16 protein-coding genes and 2 tRNA genes are annotated in these 19,612 nt (G+C 47.3%); 6 read left to right on the top strand and 12 right to left on the bottom strand.

The genetic code is table 11. The features are described from left to right. Positions 1–8: 8 nt before the first annotated feature. A complete protein-coding gene (locus tag ACDE64_RS07520) occupies positions 9–368 on the bottom strand; it encodes a hypothetical protein (RefSeq protein ID WP_411349547.1) in 360 nt (119 codons plus the stop codon). A gap of 189 nt (positions 369–557) precedes the next feature. Next, complete coding sequence (locus ACDE64_RS07515; protein WP_411349546.1) at positions 558–2,348, bottom strand: phosphatase PAP2 family protein; 1,791 nt, start codon at positions 2,346–2,348, stop codon at positions 558–560. A gap of 200 nt (positions 2,349–2,548) precedes the next feature. On the opposite strand from ACDE64_RS07515, the gene ACDE64_RS07510 reads away from it, so the two are divergent. Then, positions 2,549–2,974 carry a hypothetical protein gene (locus ACDE64_RS07510; protein WP_411349545.1) on the top strand — a complete coding sequence of 142 codons (426 nt, stop codon included), beginning with the start codon at positions 2,549–2,551 and terminating at the stop codon, positions 2,972–2,974. Between the two features lie 448 nt (positions 2,975–3,422). On the opposite strand, the gene ACDE64_RS07505 is transcribed toward ACDE64_RS07510, so the two are convergent. After that, positions 3,423–3,495, bottom strand: a tRNA-Ala gene (locus ACDE64_RS07505). 468 nt (positions 3,496–3,963) lie between these two features. On the opposite strand from ACDE64_RS07505, the gene ACDE64_RS07500 reads away from it, so the two are divergent. The 5 genes from ACDE64_RS07500 to ACDE64_RS07480 all read left to right on the top strand — a co-directional run bounded on the left by ACDE64_RS07500 (position 3,964) and on the right by ACDE64_RS07480 (position 9,940). Beyond that, on the top strand, positions 3,964–4,938 hold the full coding sequence (locus tag ACDE64_RS07500) for an ABC transporter substrate-binding protein (protein WP_411349544.1): 975 nt from the start codon (positions 3,964–3,966) through the stop codon (positions 4,936–4,938). Between the two features lie 207 nt (positions 4,939–5,145). Continuing rightward, positions 5,146–5,229: transfer RNA gene (locus ACDE64_RS07495), tRNA-Leu, on the top strand. A gap of 332 nt (positions 5,230–5,561) precedes the next feature. Then, complete coding sequence (locus tag ACDE64_RS07490) at positions 5,562–6,302, top strand: LytR/AlgR family response regulator transcription factor (RefSeq protein WP_411349543.1); 741 nt, start codon at positions 5,562–5,564, stop codon at positions 6,300–6,302. A gap of 16 nt (positions 6,303–6,318) precedes the next feature. Further along, positions 6,319–7,611 (top strand): GHKL domain-containing protein, encoded by a 1,293-nt coding sequence (locus ACDE64_RS07485; protein WP_411349542.1) that lies wholly within the window; start codon positions 6,319–6,321, stop codon positions 7,609–7,611. A 184-nt stretch (positions 7,612–7,795) separates the two neighbouring features. After that, positions 7,796–9,940 carry a serine hydrolase domain-containing protein gene (locus tag ACDE64_RS07480; RefSeq protein WP_411349541.1) on the top strand — a complete coding sequence of 715 codons (2,145 nt, stop codon included), beginning with the start codon at positions 7,796–7,798 and terminating at the stop codon, positions 9,938–9,940. A gap of 168 nt (positions 9,941–10,108) precedes the next feature. Here ACDE64_RS07480 and nrdR read toward each other — a convergent pair whose 3' ends face one another. The 9 genes from nrdR to ACDE64_RS07435 form a co-directional block, all read right to left on the bottom strand. After that, positions 10,109–10,654: a transcriptional regulator NrdR gene (gene nrdR / locus ACDE64_RS07475; protein ID WP_411349540.1), complete on the bottom strand. Its 546-nt coding sequence runs from the start codon at positions 10,652–10,654 to the stop codon at positions 10,109–10,111. A gap of 190 nt (positions 10,655–10,844) precedes the next feature. After that, positions 10,845–11,420 (bottom strand): lytic transglycosylase domain-containing protein, encoded by a 576-nt coding sequence (locus ACDE64_RS07470; RefSeq protein WP_411350249.1) that lies wholly within the window; start codon positions 11,418–11,420, stop codon positions 10,845–10,847. After that, on the bottom strand, positions 11,420–12,013 hold the full coding sequence (gene coaE, locus ACDE64_RS07465; RefSeq protein ID WP_411345849.1) for a dephospho-CoA kinase: 594 nt from the start codon (positions 12,011–12,013) through the stop codon (positions 11,420–11,422). The genes ACDE64_RS07470 and coaE overlap by 1 nt, the downstream gene beginning before the upstream one ends. A gap of 9 nt (positions 12,014–12,022) precedes the next feature. After that, positions 12,023–12,868, bottom strand: coding sequence for a DNA-formamidopyrimidine glycosylase (mutM, locus tag ACDE64_RS07460; protein ID WP_411349539.1), 846 nt, complete (start codon positions 12,866–12,868; stop codon positions 12,023–12,025). A 58-nt stretch (positions 12,869–12,926) separates the two neighbouring features. Further along, positions 12,927–15,617 carry a DNA polymerase I gene (gene polA / locus ACDE64_RS07455; protein ID WP_411349538.1) on the bottom strand — a complete coding sequence of 897 codons (2,691 nt, stop codon included), beginning with the start codon at positions 15,615–15,617 and terminating at the stop codon, positions 12,927–12,929. Between the two features lie 176 nt (positions 15,618–15,793). Beyond that, positions 15,794–16,453 carry a phosphate signaling complex protein PhoU gene (gene phoU, locus ACDE64_RS07450; protein ID WP_411345846.1) on the bottom strand — a complete coding sequence of 220 codons (660 nt, stop codon included), beginning with the start codon at positions 16,451–16,453 and terminating at the stop codon, positions 15,794–15,796. Positions 16,454–16,511: 58 nt separating this feature from the next. Next, on the bottom strand, positions 16,512–17,297 hold the full coding sequence (pstB, locus tag ACDE64_RS07445) for a phosphate ABC transporter ATP-binding protein PstB (protein WP_411345845.1): 786 nt from the start codon (positions 17,295–17,297) through the stop codon (positions 16,512–16,514). Positions 17,298–17,395: 98 nt separating this feature from the next. Then, positions 17,396–18,583: a methyl-accepting chemotaxis protein gene (locus ACDE64_RS07440; protein WP_411349537.1), complete on the bottom strand. Its 1,188-nt coding sequence runs from the start codon at positions 18,581–18,583 to the stop codon at positions 17,396–17,398. A 126-nt stretch (positions 18,584–18,709) separates the two neighbouring features. Continuing rightward, positions 18,710–19,441: a response regulator transcription factor gene (locus ACDE64_RS07435; RefSeq protein ID WP_367055635.1), complete on the bottom strand. Its 732-nt coding sequence runs from the start codon at positions 19,439–19,441 to the stop codon at positions 18,710–18,712. Positions 19,442–19,612 lie beyond the last annotated feature (171 nt).

The following is a 19,612-nucleotide window of genomic DNA, read 5'->3' as shown; positions in this document are numbered from 1 at the left end:
TCTCTCCATTAGCTAAATTCATCCGTAATATCCTGCCAGTCTTCCAGATTCGGCAATTGCTGCCGACCCCAGTAATCCAGAAAATATTGAATAATAACCGATGGATCTGCGGTTGTGTAACTGTAATGTCGGAAGCCACGTTTCGTCTGCGCATCGTGCAAACGAATCTCAGCTACCATCTGTCCCTGCTCTTGTAGTGCAGCTGTCTGCATATAGATACTTCCTTGCAGCGGCTCAGATGGCTCTAAGACGATGTAATCCTGCAATTCCAAATTGGTGATCAATTCTACGAATAGTGACCCGTTCAGGCTGTCATTTTCATAGGTGGTGCCATTACTTTCCAGTGTATAACGCAGTGTAGAATCCATGTAATCCCCCTCTGATATGTAATATATGGCTCGTTTACTCATTTCATAGTTCGTTTCTATGATTCTAACATGCTTACTCCACAAATGATCCCCCTGCGAAGTCCAGATTGCACATGGCTTCGCAGGGGGATTGTATATGATCATCGTAGTATAGACGCTGGCACTTGCGCTCTTTTCTATCTTTTCGTTTTACTTCTTCACAATTTGTAGCTTCACGCTTGTATTGCTATATACTGGCTTCACTGTGTAGCCCGCTGGCAATCCTGTTGTTTGAATATAAGTGAACCTACCATACTTTGGTGATGCATCGCTGACAATGATTTTGCTATTGTTTGCTGGAACGTATCCTTTTGCAAAATTCAGCTTCAGCTTGCCGCCATAGCTTGCAGTGCCGTTGATGCTCAGTAGATCGGAGACGCTGCCGATATTCAGCTCCAGTGTACCTTTGGCAGATTGTTGATAATCTCCACCGATGACCATCCAGCCTTGGACATTCTCAACCAATGTGCCGCCTTCATTACGCACATCGCCACGTCCAAACGCATAACCGTGATCGCCTTCCAATGTACCTGCGAGCAGCGTCGTTGTACCAGTATAGCTGTTTTTACCAGTCAGATGCAGAGTACCTGTACCTTTTTTGATCAGACCACCTTTGCCGGAAATGGCATTGCGCCAGCTATCTTCTTGATAAAAACCGCCTTTGTACGCATCCATCGTCACAGTAACGTTCTTCACAAACGCTCCGTAACCATCAGCTGCAGCGAACAGATTGAGTCGCCCCCAGCCCTCTGGATCATCCAGCACCGGATAGCCGGAAGCTAACCCGGTTGTCGCCAGTACCCAGCGACGCTGGGTATCATCCAGATACGGTTGACGCGTTTCCAGCAATACTTCGGCACCTTTCGGTACGGACACAGGTTTGTTGGCTGCTGCTACTTGCGGGAAGCCATATGTCAGACGCTCGGTGTACACTTGCTTATTCGTATTGTAGTTGCTGAAGCGATCCTTGGCAGTACCATTCTGGTTCATCAATTCCTTTTGCGCTTGAGCGTATGCTGCCTGCTTCAATTCCTTGTTGGCCGGATCATTCAAAATGCCCGCTGCCAATGCCGTTGCCATCACTCTACCACCCATCACATCGAATGGAGAATGCATTCCAGCAACAATCCGGTCATTCCCCAGCTCGGATGCTCTCGTCAACAGCTCCTGATAACGCTCCGGTATCGCATATGCCATCGCAAATGCACTCAAGTACGCCGCATTCGTATGTCCGCTCGGATAGCCGCCATCACTGGACGGATCGGACTTGATCTGTGGCACTAATGTCGGGATGACCGATGCTTCTGGACTCCAGCGGAATGGACGCTTGTAGCTGAAATAACTTTTCGCTGGGTTGCTGGATGAATAATCGCCTCGCAGCTTGTTTACTAGACCAACGACGCTGCCCAGACTGGAATTGGGATCGCCCGCATTGTTCCCTTCATCGTCATACTTCTGACTTGTCGCATCTGCCGCGACTTCAGTAATCGTAGTCGTAGCGCCCGCTTCTTGGCGATAGATATCGGTTAGCGCACCAAGCCCGTCCATCACGCTATAACTCTGATTGCGGCGATCATCCAGATATGCCTGCTGCTCTTGTACAGCCGTGCGTTTACTGGCGATATTGATCACCTTCTGAATATTCATATTCAAAATAGAATCGTTCAACTTGGTGCCGGAATCCCAGCTCTGTCCCGGTGCCCATAGCTTGTTAAACCCGGACAAAGTACCAATGACCGGATTGCTATCCACAGTCAGCTTGTCCTTTATATTATTCTGATATGTATCGACAAAATAGCCCCATTCCGGCTTCACTGGATTGACATCGGATGATTCATTCGCCGCATGCACATATGTACCGCCATACGTACTGCCAAACACACCTGCCAGTACGGACAAAGTGAGCGAAAGCTTCATAATGTTGGATGTAGATGATTTCATACTGGATGATTCCCCCTATATCTGAATGGATGTACCTTGATCATCGTACGGCAGATTTGTTAACGCTATACAGGGGGTTGATTGGCACAATGTTAACTATTATTCCAAAAGTTCTTATAACAATTGCCTGTTGACTATTTTATTAAATTATTTTATATTGATTGTAGCAGTATATCAAAAATTAGAAAGAAGGGATTTTTTTGAAAAAAATTATTGTAAGCGCTCTAACTGTAGCATTGTCTGTAGGTCTGTTTGCTCCATCTTTCACTAGTGCAGCACAACTTTCAACAACAAATTCTAATTCAACCTCATTGCAACAACTAGCTTCCACGGGAGGTTATAAATATGTAACAACATTTAGAACTAAAAAATCCGCATACAAGATTGCTGGTTCAACTGGTTTGTCTGCTGCTGGATTAGTCGGTGGACCAGCTGGAGCTATTGCTACAATAGCAGGAACACTACTTACATTAAGTTCATACACTGATAAAGAAGTTTATATAGAAATTGTGCAATACTATAACCAAGGTACTCAGACAATCAAAAATACTTATAGATACTATAAAAATCCTGATTATACAGGATTGATTAGTACATCAACTACAGAAAGTCGTATATTCTCTTAAAAATATCTCAAGCAAACACATCCTTCTCTATATAGAGAAGGATGTGTTTGCTTGTAAACTAATATCTTTAATTAGTTCCATGTCCTACAACGAAAAATTTTCGTTTGCCCAGATCACTAGCAATGATTGCATTATTGTTAAAAATTTGCTGGATAATTATCCAGCCTGCCAGGACTAGATATTGAAAAAGGCAAAACCCAACACATGTAAAATAGCTCCAAACAAGCTGTACATGCACTGGGTTTTGCCTTTTCAGTAACAATCCCAAGGTTAGAATAACACCGATTGAATCATTTGGCAAGCGCTTTCTTTTATTTTGAAGTAACATTTTTTATATGGAGATTTTCGGTATTTTTATATGATTTTTGATACAAATTGGATAGGAATATAAGGGTATATTTTTGCAAAATAAAAAACCAACATTCATTATACATGTTGGTTTATCGTATGGAGCCTAGGGGGATCGAACCCCTGACCTCATCGCTGCCAGCGATGCGCTCTCCCAGCTGAGCTAAGGCCCCTCATATGTAATTATTATATTGTTGATCAACTTCTATAATATATCATATGCTCCTAACTCGGTCAATACTGCCTTTACAGCTATAGGAATAGGATCGTATCTCTATAATCAATGTGAATCGGTTTATCCAATACAGCATACTATCCAGTATGCTGTTACCTTAAACTTCACAATATATGTCCTTCGTTGCAACACAATGAATGCTTGTTGCTAGGAACTTATTTGGGTCGGATAGAATGTACTTTTTTTATCGCTAACTCGCTATATATCTATTTGCTATGCCTATCATTACATATTTTTCGCGTATCTGCCCCACTGTGTGACAAGCCGGTGACAGTTAGAGCATTGCGTTGACTTCCATTCCGCGACTACTGGTATAATAATGATATTGGGTATTTTTTCATAACAAACCGGAATGTGATCATGCATAGTCCGGCATACCGATACATTGGGAAAAGAGGCGGATACTTTGAAACACAAAGCTCTTGCCAGAGCAGGACTTGGACTGCTGCTGGTTCTTGTTTTTCTGACTGCTTGTGGGCAACCGAAAGAAACACGGGCGGATATTTTTAATCCAAATGGGATAAAAGTAATGCCGGTGCGGGATTCGTTTGGACAGATGGTTAATGTGCCGATTTCGCCTAAACGCATCGCGGTAACAGATCAGTTTGCGATGGATTATTTAAATGCGCTGGATGCTCAGGTATCGCTGGCAGCCAAACCGGCTGGTGGCAGTTATACATTCCCTGCCTACACCGAGCAGGAACAACAAGAAAGTCTGACAGTGATCGAAACGGCAGACGGATCGCTTGATCCAAGCGCATTGTCTGGCTCCAAACCGGATATCATTTTCACCGATAACAGTGATCGTGCAACCTATGATGCGCTGACCAAGATTGCACCGACTGTGTATATCGATCCAACGCTGGACTGGCGTAGTGAGCTGTACATGTACAGCACGTTTCTGGATCGCGACACTGCTGCCAGACAGTACATGAATGCCTACCAGAAAGTTTCCAATGCTGCCAAGTCAGCGATTGCTCCGGTCATCGGTTCCGGTACAGTATCAGCTGTACAAGTACAAAATGATGTTATGACAATCTTTGGCAGCACGCAGCAAGGTGTCGGTTCGGTATTGTATCAGGATATGGCACTCAAAGCACCAGCTGGTATCAATACGAGCGCTGCTTCCACTCCAGTTACAATCGCACAGCTGCAACAGCTCAATCCAGATTATCTGTTTATCTCTACTGGTGTCAAAGACGATACCGTAGAAGCATTAAATAAACGAATGGCAGCTACAGCAAATGGTTCGCAATGGAGCGGATTGAAAGCTGTACAGGAGAAGCATGTGTATATCGTTGATCCGGGCTTTTTCAACGATACACCACCTGCCAAAACGTATGCGATTGAAACGATGCAAACAATGTTAACCAAAAAGTAATAGCATTGCATGACCATCATACAGTCGCATAATACAATAGTTATGGATTCGTATATAATCCGTATTCTGCATGCAAGCTGTGTTCGCAAAAAACAGCTTGCATTCTTTTTTGCCGCGATGTATACTCTTAATTACGGTGATTCTTTCACCACTTCCTATCTCACACCATGAACCATCATCACGAAGGCAGGAAGTTACATAGTATTTGCGGTCGTGGCGGAATTGGCAGACGCGCACGGTTCAGGTCCGTGTGGGCTTACCCCCGTGGAGGTTCGAGTCCTCTCGACCGCATACCTATTATACGCACGACCCGTAATTGCTCCGGCAATTGCGGGTCTTTTTTGTATGTTTATTTATATGCTGACGTATGAAAAAGAACGTTCAAGGTTGTTTTTGTGCATTTCAGCCGTATGTATCTTATCGCGAACGATTCACATGGTACACTAAACGAGAGTCGCTTGTACGATAAAAGCTCTCTGGAACATTGAAATAAAAAAGGTTCTTATTCTACTTCTTGTCATTCAACTATACATGAGGCATAGAACAGATACGACTGTTCTTATTTCTACCTAGAATGTCAGTGAAGCATACGTATACTATCCAGATAAACGGGGGTTCTGAACATGTACCGAATAGCCATTTGCGACGATTCTGAGCAGCAACGCGATCATGTACAGCATATGCTGACTGCCTTATCCGTGCGAACGGATATTGAATTTGAAATTACGGTTTTTCATAGCGGGGATGCACTGTTGGCACATTATGATCAGCAGCTTCCTTCTTTTCACGCATGGATTCTGGATGTAGAGATGCCGGGGCGCAGCGGGATTGAGACAGCGCGGCAGCTGCGAGCATGGAATCATCGGGATGAGCAGATTATTTTCCTAACGGCGTATCCGCAATATATGGTGGATAGCTTTGATGTGATTACGTTTCATTATTTGATCAAGCCGGTGCAGCAGGAACGGTTCGATGAAGTGCTATTGTCGCTGCATCGCCACTGGCAAGCACAAGAGCACAAATGGCTGGTGGTCAAGTCCGGTTATGATGAGATCGTGATCCGACATGAAGAACTCATTGCGATTGAAGCGGTCAAAAGTTTAACACTCAAAAATCGGCTGCGCTTCATTACGACGACTAATGTGCATGAAAGTCGCGGCATTCTAGCGACGTATGCGACTTCGCTGCGTGTGCATCACTTTTTGCAAATTCATCGTTCAGCGATTATTAATATGCGACATGCACGTAAATTTGCCGGAAATGAAGTATACATGTCGAACGGCTTGCAGCTGCCCATCGGTCGCTCTCGGGTGAAGGAAGTGAAGGATGCATGTACCCGATTCATGATTATGGAGCTGGACTGAAATGGAGGTGTGATGGATGTATATCTATTATTTGCTATTAATTCTGTTGTTTGGCTTGCCTACTGCATGGCTGACACGCCTGTATTTTGATGTAGTGATTGGAAGCAACCATCGTCGACCGCACACCTATCTCTATGTGATCGCTTTTATCCTGCTGTACTTAGTTTATTATCTGATCAATCTACCTACCACATGGTCTTCGCTCATTGCGGTCTTGATGATTCTGTCCATGTCCTTGTCTTACCGTGCGCCTGTAGGGACATTGTTATTGTTTACCTTTGTTTATCTGGTATTGCAGACGATTGTGAATGCGCTGGGAGTGGAGATATTTTTCGATCTCTTCTCGTATTCTGTCGAGACACCATACGAGGTCATCCGTAGCAATTATGTCGGTTCCTTCAAACTCATTGTATTCTCATTCTTAGTCATGTTAATGCTAGTACAACTCATTCGTTTACTGGCACATCGCCGCAATTATCCGCTGCCACAGCGATACTATTTGCTATTTTTGATCATCCCTTTATTATCTGTATGGCAGATTAACATGCAGTATATGTACAGCATTCGCAATGGATATTATGTTGTATCCGTGTTGGGACTACTTTTTCTAAATGTATTTATCGTGTACCTATTCAATACGCTGATGGAACGGTTTCGGCTAATTGGACAGAATAGCGACTTACAGCGACAAATGGATTATCAGGATGCCAATTATGAGAAAACCGTTCATGCGTTTAAGGATATCAAGCGCATCATTCACGATACGAATCAGCATATGCTCTATATCGAAGAATGTGTACGTCGCCAAGAGCCGCAAGCAGCGCTAGAGCATATCCGCATTACACTAGGCAAAGTCGAAGAAACGTACCACCGCGTCAATACGGGCAATCTAGTCATTGATGCACTGGTCAGCAACACACTCAGCATTGCCAAATCCAACGGAGTCCGCACCGATACCCGATTGCGATTGCATACGCCGGAGCTGCACATCGAGCGATATGATCTGTGTATTGTACTTGGCAATTTGCTCGATAATGCGATAGAAGCAAGCAAACAGGTGCGTCTTGCGGAAGATCGTCATCTGTCGATCAAGATTCATTCCAGTGAATCGGCGTTGTACATCCATATTGCCAATCATACCGATCGCCAGATTGAGGATTGGAATAGTAGCAAGCGCCAAGATGGATATCACGGTCTGGGCTTGACGAATATTTCGCGCATTTGTGATAAGTATGGCGGTCATATGACGATGGAGTTTCACAATAAGCAGGTGGATCATATGGTTGTACTGCCTTTTTATGATGTCTGATCATAACGATGCAATAGAGTTGTATCCTTATATTCATGTACGTTCATATTGCTACCCAAATGTGTCGTTCAGGGGTGCTGATGGTCGTTTCAGCCCATCTTCCACTCTACTGTCCGCTTTCCAGTTATGCTGAGGATGTGTTCAAGAGAAACCATCATACTTCATAACGAAAAGGGGAATACCAATGAAACGTTCTACTCAGCGCATCATGAGTTCCGTCCTGCTCAGCGGTCTGCTACTGACTACCGTAACACCTGCGGGAGCAGCGACATCCACGGCTTCAACTACTACGGCGGCGCAGACGGCAGTATCTACCACAGCTACTGCTACTAGCACAGCGGCACAGCCTTCCGCAGCATTACAAGCTCGTGCACAGAAGCTGGCAAACAGCATGCTGGAGCAATATGGGATGAGCGGAATGCAATATGCGATTATGGATCATAGTCAGATTGTATTATCCGGCAGTGCGGGCGTAAATGACCGCAAAAGCAAACAGAAAATTACGAGCACCGACATGTTCGGTATCGGCTCCACTAGCAAAATGTATGTGACTGCCGCTACGATGCTACTAGCAGACGAAGGCAAAATCGATATCGACAAGCCACTGATCCAATACCTGCCGAACTTCAGTATGGCGGATGAGCGTTATCGCCAAATTACACCACGTATGCTGATGGATCATTCATCCGGCTTTTACGGCAGTCATTATGGCAACAGTATCATGTTCAACGACAACAATACGATCAACTATGATAGCCTACTGGACAATATGAAAACGGAAAAGCTAAAAGCCAATCCAGGTGCATTCTCCGTCTATTCCAATGATAGCTTCCAGATGCTAGAGAAGCTGGTCGAGCAAGTCGGCGGGATGCCGTACAGCCAGTTTGTCCGCGAGAAATTTAGCGAGCCGCTCAATCTACAATCGACCGCAACTCCGCTGGATGCATTTGACCGCAAAAAACTGGTGAAAACGTACAGTTCACCAGACAGTGTTAACGCTTTGCCAGTGGAAAATACGAATATGCTCGGCACTGGTGGATTGTATGCGAGCGCTGAAGACATCGTTCGTTTTGCCGAAGTATTGACTGGTCAACGTACAGATATTCTGTCCAAAGAAGCGACCGACGAGATGGCAAAACCACAATATCGCAACGGCATCTGGGTGCCAGAAACGTCTAATATTTTCAACTATGGGCTAGGCTGGGATGCGATGAATCTCTCCCCGTTTGATCGGTATGGTCTGAAAGCGATGACCAAAGGCGGCGATACGATTCTATATCACTCTTCCCTCATTACGATTCCGGGTGAGCGATTGAGTATGGCAGTCACTTCAGCTGGCGGTTCGTCGATATTTGATCAGGCGTATGCCACTACTGTGATGCTGGATCTGTTACAAGAAAAAGGCAGCATCAAAAAAATCCTGCCTGATCAACAGATCGACAAGCCTGCTAGTAAGGTAGCAATGCCTGCGGAAATGAAGCAATATGCTGGTCTGTATGCCGTAACTGGTGAAACATTCAATGTCGCGTTCAACAATAACAAACTGCATGTCGCCGCACAAATGTCTGGGCTTGTGCCAGAACAGGATTATATCTACGCTGGCAAAGGCAAATTCCGAAGCGAAGACGGCTCGGCTACCGTCAGCTTTGAGAAGCAAAGCAATGGATTGACATATATGAAGCTAGATGGCTATCTCAATCTGCCAAACCTCAGCCAATCGCATATGGTCATGTATATCGGACAGAAGCTACCTTTGCAAAAACTCGACAAATCGGTGCAGCAAGCATGGGCGAAACGCGATGGCAAAACGTATTACAATGTCGATGAATTGATTCAATCGGTCTTTTACAGCGCTCCATCGGTATTGACCAAAACGATCACGCTCGATAACAGCAAAAGCTATGCGATGGCAACCAAAATCGTGGACAGCAATCATAGTGTGAATACTTTGCAAATTCCAGTGATGAACGGTCGCGATACCTTTGATCTTGAATTCTACACCAAGCAAAAGAAAGAGTATGTCAAATCCACCACGCAATCGTATATTAGCGAAGATGATATGGATACACTGACAGCTAACGCTTCTTCCGTTGTAACGTTGCCTTCCGACCATGTAGCCAAATGGTTCAAGATTGGCAAAGCTGCCGGCGGCAAAAAACTTACTGTCGATATCCCGACCAAAGGCGGATTCGTTGTGTACACAGCGGATGGACAGTTGTATTACTCGTCCATCAATAGTGGCAACAAACAAGTAACCTTGCCGGAAGGCGGCAAAATCGTATTCGGTGCCTCCGCCAATGCCGTGTTCAAATTACAGATCAAACAATAATGTTCATGCGGTTGTATATGTCCCCCAATCGTATGCAACTCCCTATTGCACTACAATCATAAATCAACAAAAAGCATCACTAAAAAAGCATCACTGCACGAATTCTCACATGAGATTCGTGACAGCGATGCTTTTTTGTTGCTATTGTCCTGATGAATGATACGATGATCAGTCGCGTTCGATATCTTCCATATCTCGACGTGTTTCGGATGCGGAAGGATTCGATTCGTGCTTGCGGATCGGCTTCTTGTCGCTCTTTGGTTCATCGCTCAGCAAGCCTTGCAATTCTTTCATAAACATGTTGATATCCTTGAACTGACGGTATACCGAGGCAAAGCGCACGTATGCTACTTCATCGACCGGATACAGCTGTTCCATCACCAGTTCGCCGACAGCGCGACTTTCCACTTCTGCGAGCGCAGTAGCGTACAGACTCTTTTCGACTTCGGATACGATTGCATCCAGCTGATCTACCGATACGGGACGCTTCTCGCAGGCGCGGATCAGACCGCGCAGCAGCTTGTCTCGACTAAACTCTTCACGGCTGCCGTCTTTTTTGATCACGATCAGAGGGGTAACTTCCACCATCTCAAACGTGGTAAATCGGCGGCTACAGCTTTCGCATTCCCGTCTCCGACGAATCGACTTGTTGTCGTTTGCCGGGCGGGAATCCAGCACCTTGGTGCCATTGTGACCACAGTAGGGGCATTTCACCGCTGTGTCACCTTCCTTTCATCACAAATGCTTCTTTGGCTTGTTGGATTGCGTGTCATGATACTTGTACAGTTTTGTGTTGGTTTGTGGATGCCTGTTGTGGGCTGCGTATGCTGCATCTATCGTTCGTCTGCTGCATTGATTTTGGGAACACTGATCCAATGAGGATCGTCAAATCTCATACTCTGACTTAGAACTCATCATACAGCTTTGTATATTGCTTATAATAATATAATACACGCTGGACGTAATGTCTCGTTTCGCCGTAAGGAATATCTTTGGCATCTTCTAGCGTACCGTCCCATTTGCCGGATTTGATCCAGCTTTTGACGTTGCCGGGCCCGGCGTTATAGGCGGCGATGACCGCGATCTTGTTGCCGCCAAACTGCTGCATCAGGTTGTTGATATACCATGTGCCTAGCTCGATATTCGGGTCCACATCATGCTTGACCGAATCCAGTGTCACATCGCTCAGATGTGCCTTTTCCATTGCCCATTTGGCAGTGTCAGGCATTAGCTGCATCAGACCGAGTGCGCCCTTCTTCGATTCCATGCTAGGCTGGTAATTCGTTTCAACTCGAATGATTGATGCGATCAGAAAGGGATCGACCTGATACGCCGCAGCATGGGCACGAATCTCATCCTTATATTGAATTGGATACACCAGTCCCATCCAGCGTGTATTGAACAGCACCAGCAATAATACGATGACGAACAAGGGCAGCAGTACACGCTTGCGGATCAGCATAGCTTTGAGCTTGCTCATCATAATGCCTTGCCATTCCAGAACTGTTGTAGCTGCGCCTCTGTCTGCTGCCAAGTACCGCTGTTGTCAATCACGATATCAGCAAGCTGCTTTTTCTGTTCAATATCCATCTGTGCCGCCAGTCGCAGCGCCGCTTGTTCTGCATCCAGCGTGTCCCGCTGCATCAATCGCTGTAGCTGCACCTCTCGCGGTACGTAGACGACCATAATGTCTTCAAATGTATATGCACCCTTGGATTCATACAGTAGCGGGATATCCGCGATTACTAGACGCTGCGGATTCTGTGCTTCCAGTTGTGCAACCCGACTGTAAATTAACTCCCGAATCGCTGGATGGGTAATGCCTTCCAATGCCTGCCGCTCCTCAGGATGTGCGAAAATATGTGCACCCAGACGTTTGCGATCCAGCGTCCCGTCAGCCAGTAACATCTCTGCGCCAAAACGCTGACTTACCTGCTGAAGCACTGGATGTCCGGGCATCATCACTTCGCGCGCGATTTGATCCGCATCGACTAGCGCCGCCCCTTGCTGTACGAGCCATGATGCCACCGAGCTTTTGCCAGTGGCGATTCCTCCGGTTAACCCTATATTCATGGCTTCACCTCAACTATTCACACGTGTCGGCAACGGCTGGCATACCGGGCAATAATGGGTGCCTCTGCCACCAACAACGGTTTTCTCAATCAATGTTCCACATTCATGGCAAGGTTGCGCCTTGCGTCCGTAGATCCGCAGACTGTGCTGGAACATCCCCATTTCGCCCTGTCCGTTCACATACGATTTGATCGACGAGCCGCCTGCGGCAACCGCATCGTTCAATGTCGATACAATCGCTTCATGCAGTCGAATCAGCTGCTCCTCGTTCAGATTACCCGCAATACTTTCCGGGTGGATACCGGCGCGGAACAGTGCTTCATCAACATAGATATTGCCGATTCCGACAACATACGCCTGATTGAGCAGCACCGGCTTGATCATCGTTTTACGTTTGCCCATAATCTGGATAAACTGCTCGGTGGTAAAGTCCGGGTCAAGCGGCTCTTTGCCCAGCTGCATGAGTGGCTTGGACTCCATATCCTCACCCGTTTTGAACAAGTGCATCGTGCCGAATTGGCGTACATCCTTGTAACGAAGCTCTGTTCCATCAGTAAAATGGAAAATGACATGCGTATGCTTTTCCACAGGTTCGTCCTGAGGATAGACACCGTAACGCCCTTCCATCCGCAAATGGGAAACCATGACTAGTCCATCCATGATGATACGCAAAAATTTACCACGACGTTCTACAGTCTCAATTGTATGTCCCTGCAATTCCAATGCAAATTGCTGCGGATCATCCGGTCGCTGGACAATACGCGGCAAGAAGACGGTTACCCGTTCAATCTGTTTGCCGGGGATCAGTGTGTTTAGTGTGCGTCTGACAGTTTCTACTTCCGGCAATTCCGGCATAAGTGTTCACCTTTCCTTTATCACTATAGTTATGACGATTCTGTACATGCGAATCATCTTATTTGGCTTCGTACCAGTTAGCACCATAGCTAACATCTGCTTTGAGCGGTACGCTTAGCTTGAGCGCATCCTTCATCACCTGTGGCACAAGTGTTTTCATTTGCTCCAATTCATCGGCTGGCACTTCGAATACCAATTCATCATGCACCTGTAGCAGCATCCGGCTGTTCAGCCCTTGCTCGGTCAAGGCACGATCCATATGCACCATCGCCAGCTTGATAATATCGGCAGCAGTTCCTTGAATCGGTGTATTCATTGCAGTACGCTCAGCAAAGGAGCGCAGATTGAAGTTAGATGACCGAATCTCTGGCAAGTAGCGACGACGTTCCAGCATCGTTTTGACGTAGCCGTTCTTCTTCGCTTCGCCGACAATATCGTCCATATACTGGCGGACACCGCCAAATACGTCAAAGTATTGATTGATAAACTCACTTGCTTCTTTGCGCGTAATGCCCAGATTTTGCGACAATCCATAATCGCTAATGCCATATACGATCCCAAAATTGACCGCCTTCGCAGAGCGGCGCATATTGCCGTCCACTTCATCCTCGCTCACGCCGAATACGTCCATCGCGGTCTTCGTATGAATATCCATATCGTGGACAAACGCATCTTTCAACCCCGGATCATTCGAAATGTCTGCCAGTACACGCAGCTCAATCTGCGAATAGTCAGCTGCCAGAATAGACCATCCCTGCTGCGAAGGCACGAATACTTTGCGCAGCTTGCGTCCTTCTTCGAGGCGGATCGGGATATTTTGCAAATTTGGATATTGGCTGGACAGTCGTCCGGTTGCTGTAATCGTCTGGCGGAAGTACGTATGCACTTTGCCAGATTTGGGATGAATCTCCTTCAGCAGACCTTCCACATACGTCGATTGCAGCTTCGCAATCTGACGATAGATCAGGATGTACTGCACAATATCGTGATACGGCGCCAGTTCCTCCAATACATCTGCACTGGTGGAATAGCCAGTTTTGGTTTTCTTTTTCACAGGCAGACCGAGACGATCAAATAGAATCTCGCCCAGTTGCTTCGGCGAATTCAAGTTGAACTCGGTGCCTGCCATTTCGTAAATTTGCGATACGAGCTGGCTAATCTTCTGCTCAAATTCCTTGCCTAACGCGCGTAGCTCGTCTGTATTCACAGCAACGCCCTGCTTTTCCATATCCGCGAGAATACGGGATAGTGGCATCTCCAGATCGTTGAACAGCGGAGTCATCTCGTTCTGCTCCAGCTGTTCACGCTGCAAAGGCACAAGCTGACGAATCGTATGCGCTTTGAGTGCCATATGATGACTCAGCACATCCTGCTCTGGCACTTTGTACTTGGCACCTTTGCCGAATACATGCTCATCGTCCGCGAGCAGCGGCAGACCGTATTTGCCCGCCAGTGCGCTCAGACTTTGACCAGATTCGGTCGGATCGAGCAGATAGGCAGCAATCTGAATATCGAACGATGCTCCGGCAAACGCGATATCGTCCCAGTACAGCACCAGATCGGCGCGATGCAGATCGTGACCGTTTTTGGAAATGGAGCTATCGGCAAGCCATGTGCGAATTGCAGCAGCACCTTCACTTTTCAATGTGTCTGGGGTCAGGAAGTAATAATTGTCCGGCGTAGCAAATAAAATGCCGACCAGCTCCGCATGATGCGGATTGTCGCCATGACTCTCGACATGCACAACGTCTACTGTATCCAACACCTGCTCCAGCTCAGAGGTGTTCTTCTCGTCGATGATAACGACATGTAATTCCGGTGCCTGAATCACTTCCATACTGTCCAGATCGAGATCATCCAGCGTAGCATCCGGGTGAGCAGCGACATCATTCAGATTCAGACGTTGCAGAATCGATTTGAATTCCAGCTTTTGCAGAGCAGACACGGCGGTTGCTGCCTGAATACCGTTGTATTGCATACTATCCCAACCTGCTTCAAACGGCACTTCACGGAAAATAGTCGCTAGCTCCTTGCTCAGACGCGCATCGTCCGCATGAGTTTCGACTTTTTCCTTCATTTTGCCTTTTAGCTGATCGGTATTGTTCAGTACTTCTTCAACGGTACCAAACTGGTGCAGCAGCTTGAGCGCGGTCTTCTCACCGACACCGGGGATACCGGGAATATTATCGGACGCATCGCCCATCAGACCTTTTAGATCGATAATCTGGGCAGGCGTCAAGCCGTAGCGCTCCTGCACTTCAGCAGGTCCGTATGGCTCGATTTCGCTGACTCCTTTGCGAGTTAAGGCGATCTTCACATGCTCCGATGCAAGCTGTAGCATATCCTTATCACCGCTAATAATCAGCACATTGCAGCCTTTTTGCTCAGCTTGAAAAGACAATGTGCCGATAATATCGTCGGCTTCGTAGCCTTCTAGCTGATAATGGGAAATGCCGAACGCAGTCAGCAAATCTTTGAGCAACGGGAACTGCTCGGATAGCTCTGGCGGTGTCTTTTGGCGTCCGCCTTTGTAGTCTTCATAGCTGCTATGACGAAAAGTAATCTTGCCCGCGTCAAAGGCGACCATCACATGAGTCGGCTGCTCTTCTTCCAATAAGCGCAACAGCATATTTGTAAATCCATACACCGCATTCGTGTGCATACCGGATGAAGTCGTCATCGGCTGCTGCATCGCGAAAAAGGCGCGGTAAATGATACTATTTCCATCTATTAACATGAATTTTTCCATAGTTCCTCCTGTAGTCGACACGTACACCGGGATGGTATTCCATGACTGAAAAGTCGTCACCAATCTCTCTCTTCTATGATACCACAAGGGCTTCACTTCCAAAACAAAAGCACCGGAAACTTGTCCGGTGCTTGCGGAAGAAACAGGCTGTTATGCAGTTCATTCGTCATGAGTCTCTAACTATTCAGATCAGGACGCTTGCCGGTGACGAGGTACACGACGCTCTCGGCGATATTGGTTGCATGGTCGGCGATACGCTCAATGTATCGTCCAGTCAGATTCAGCAGCATGACCTGCGGACCATCTGCTCCGTTATCCTTCATATGCTCATGCAGTTCGCGGATCATGCCGCTATACAGATGATCCACCTGATCATCATCGACGCCGACTTTGTGCGCCAGATCGGTATTTTCATCCAGATACGAGCGAATCGAATCCTGCGTCATCTGGACAACAATGTCCGCCATTTGCGGAATATCCTTGAGCGGCTTGATCAGCTCGGCACCTTGCAGTCGCAGCGTAACTTTGGCTACATCCAGTGCCAGATCGCCCATGCGCTCCAGATCGCTGGAGATTTTGAATGCGACGATAATACGGCGCAAATCCTTCGCTACCGGCTGCTGCGTAACGATCAGACGCGAGCCGATATCCATAACCTTTTCTTCCAGTTCATTCAGACGGTAATCGTTATCCACGACCTGCTTCGCCTGCGTGATGTTTTTGTTTTGCAATGATTGCACCGCTTCCTGCAATGCGTCGACTACATGATCACCCATTGCTGTGAGTAGATCGCGGAGTTCGTACAGGCTGTCGTCAAATCCTTTCCGGTTGGGCATACATGATCCTCCTATTAACTTGTTCAAATGTCCACTGGCAGTTGCCGGGTGGCAGGTATTAGCCGAAACGCCCGGAAATGTAATCCTCTGTACGCGAATCCGTCGGATTGGAGAACATCTCTGTCGTATCGGTTGACTCCACCACTTCACCGTTCAGGAAAAAGGCGGTCTGATCGGAAATACGTGCTGCCTGGTGCATATTGTGCGTCACCATCACAATCGTATACTCCTTTTTCAAATCCTGCGTCAGCTCCTCAATCTTGAGCGTGGAGATCGGATCCAGCGCGGACGTCGCTTCATCCATCAGCAGAATATCGGGCTGACCGGCAATCGCACGGGCGATACACAGACGCTGCTGTTGACCGCCGGATAGACTGAAGGCGGATTTCTTGAGGTAATCCTTCACTTCTTCCCATAATGCGGATTGGCGCAGACTGCGCTCTACAATATTGTCCAGCTCGGCTTTGGATTTGACGCCGTGTAGACGCGGACCGTAGGCGACATTCTCATAGATCGATTTTGGAAATGGATTCGGCTGCTGGAATACCATACCGACCTGCTGACGCAGACTTTCTACTTCCACATCGTCTCCATAAATGTCGGAGCCAGCAATTTCTACTTTGCCTTCAATGCGTGTACCGGGGATCATGTCGTTCATCCGGTTCAACGTACGCAGCAGCGTCGACTTCCCGCAACCGGATGGACCGATAAAGGCAGTGACCGCTTTTTCTTTAATATTCAATGCAATATTTTTAAGAGCATGATGCTTCTCATAGTACAAGTTCAATTGTTCGATGCGAATAATGTCTGACACAAGGTCACACTCCCCTAATTCTCTATTCATACCTATCGACATCCCTGTGGATGCCAGCATCTATAAATCATACGGGATATTTGTAAACCGAGAACTTTTGAATTGTAAAGGCAATGTAAAAATTACAATCAAGCTTGTCGCTCCAACTCCTGCATGACCAGCATCGTCAATCGGCTCGCTGTCCCCGCCGTGTTCCGTAATTGCTCTGCCTGCTCGGTTGCCGCGTCCGCCGAAGATGCCATCTCTGCAAACAACTGATCCGCCTGCTGAATACGATTCATGCTGTCGTCCATCGTACGCTCTGCCGTCTGGCTGGATTCAGCAGATTGACCGATCATACCGTTCAGATTGCCCAGCAGTCGTCCGATATCCAATGACATCGCCGTAATGCGCTCCGACAACAATCTCATCTCGGATGCTACAACGGCAAAGCCACGTCCCGCCTGCATCGCGCGTGCCGCTTCAATAGACGCATTGAGAGCGAGCATACTACTTTGCCCGGCGAGCTCTGCCACATCATCGACGACTTTCCGTGCTTGAACGGTCTGCTCCAGCATTTGCTCTGCCTGTACACGCTGGTGATTGACGAGCCGCTGTGCCTGTTGGAAGCTGTGACTTGCTTCATGTAGCTGCTGATGACCACTGATCGTGCGCTCTTTGATCGACAGTAGTTGCTGCGATGTCTGACGGGCTGCACCGCTGACTGTCTGAACCGCTTCGGCAATCTGCTGTACAAAGCTGCCAGACTGCCGCAATGATCGCACACGCTGCTGCTCAGAGCGTGCCTGCAAATGTCGTGACAGCTCCATCAGATCACGAATCGTAATTACGCCGACGAGCTTGCCTTGATCAGTCAACAGCACACATTCATAAAAAGCTTCGCCTTGACGTGCCAATGCCGCATCGACAACGACTGCTGGATCATCGCTAATCTGCATAATGAGCGGCTCCAGCTGGCTGAAGCGACTTGTTGGACGCGCATAATACAATTCACTGGCAAATCGACTTGCCATACGACGATAAAACTGTTCCCGCATCACCAGTGCTAGCGGAGTGTTATGTTCATCACAGACGGCAACACACGGCATCTGCTGATCGTTGCGAAAGCGTTGCAGCGTATCACCACAATGTTCCGTTTTCGGGATGCCGGGTACGGTGAGCAGATAGTGACGCAATTGCAATTCCGGGCGTTCGGTTTCTGGCTGTATAGATTGGGAAGATGGCTGCGAATCAGCTGGGATTGCTGTATAGGTATCCGTCTCGGATGATGAAGCGGCTGGTTGAGGCTGGCGTTCTTTTAGGGCGGGGCTAGTCAAGGTTATACACTCCTTAGTTCTTTAGTAGCACTCTTACCTACAAGACTAAAGGATCATTGTAAAATCAAATGCAGAACTACCGCATGCTTATGTAATTTGCCGCAAAAAAAGATGCCCGTCACTCCGTTAACCGGAATGAGGAGCACCTGTTTTTTTGCGAACGACCAATTTGTAGCCGACACCGCGTATGGAATCGATATGTACCGAATCCGGGTCCAGCTCTAACTTTTTACGCAAGGAACTGACGTGAACGTCCACCGTACGCTGTCCGCCGATATAATCAAAGCCCCAGACCGCATTCATCAGATCATCGCGTGTCATCACGACGCCGGGCTTGCGAGCAAGGTACAGCAATACTTCAAACTCTTTGGGACGCAGTGTAATCTGTTGAGTACCAAGCGCCACCTCATATTTATCCGGGTAGATCATCAGATCGCCCAGCTCAATGCGACTTTCCTGTACATCTTCATCCACTGGCTGATCTTCGCGCCCTGTTGCACGCCGCAGAACAGCAGCTACACGGGCAAGCAGCTCGGACACGCCAAACGGCTTGGTGATATAATCGTCGGCTCCCGCTTTCAGACCCTCTACCACTTCTTCTTCCGCGTTTTTGGCTGTTAAAATGACAACCGGCGTACGAATGCCGGAGCTTCTCAGCTTGCGCAAAATATCCAATCCCGACATGCCCGGCAGCATCAGATCGAGCAGAATCAGCTCGAACGATTCATTCTGTGCACGTTCCAGACCGGCACTGCCGTGATCCTCTACCGTTACTTCGTATCCTTCTTGTGTCAGGTTGTAGGATAACAGCCGGGACAACGTTGATTCATCTTCAATGACCAGCAATCGTTTCGTCATGGTAACCTCCACTCGGGTTTACATTTCATTCACCGTGACCAGCATATCACTATTTTGTTAACAGAGTGTAAAATAAAATAATTTGATGATCCCGCGGTTCGACATTCATCAACCTATCCTCCGCAAGATGAACATGCTACTGCGTCAAACAATACAGCAGCATACATTCAT

The sequence above is a fragment of the Paenibacillus sp. WLX2291 genome (assembly GCF_046603665.1).
GTDB lineage: Bacteria > Bacillota > Bacilli > Paenibacillales > Paenibacillaceae > Saccharibacillus.
This window is presented reverse-complemented; position numbering and strand designations above follow the sequence as displayed.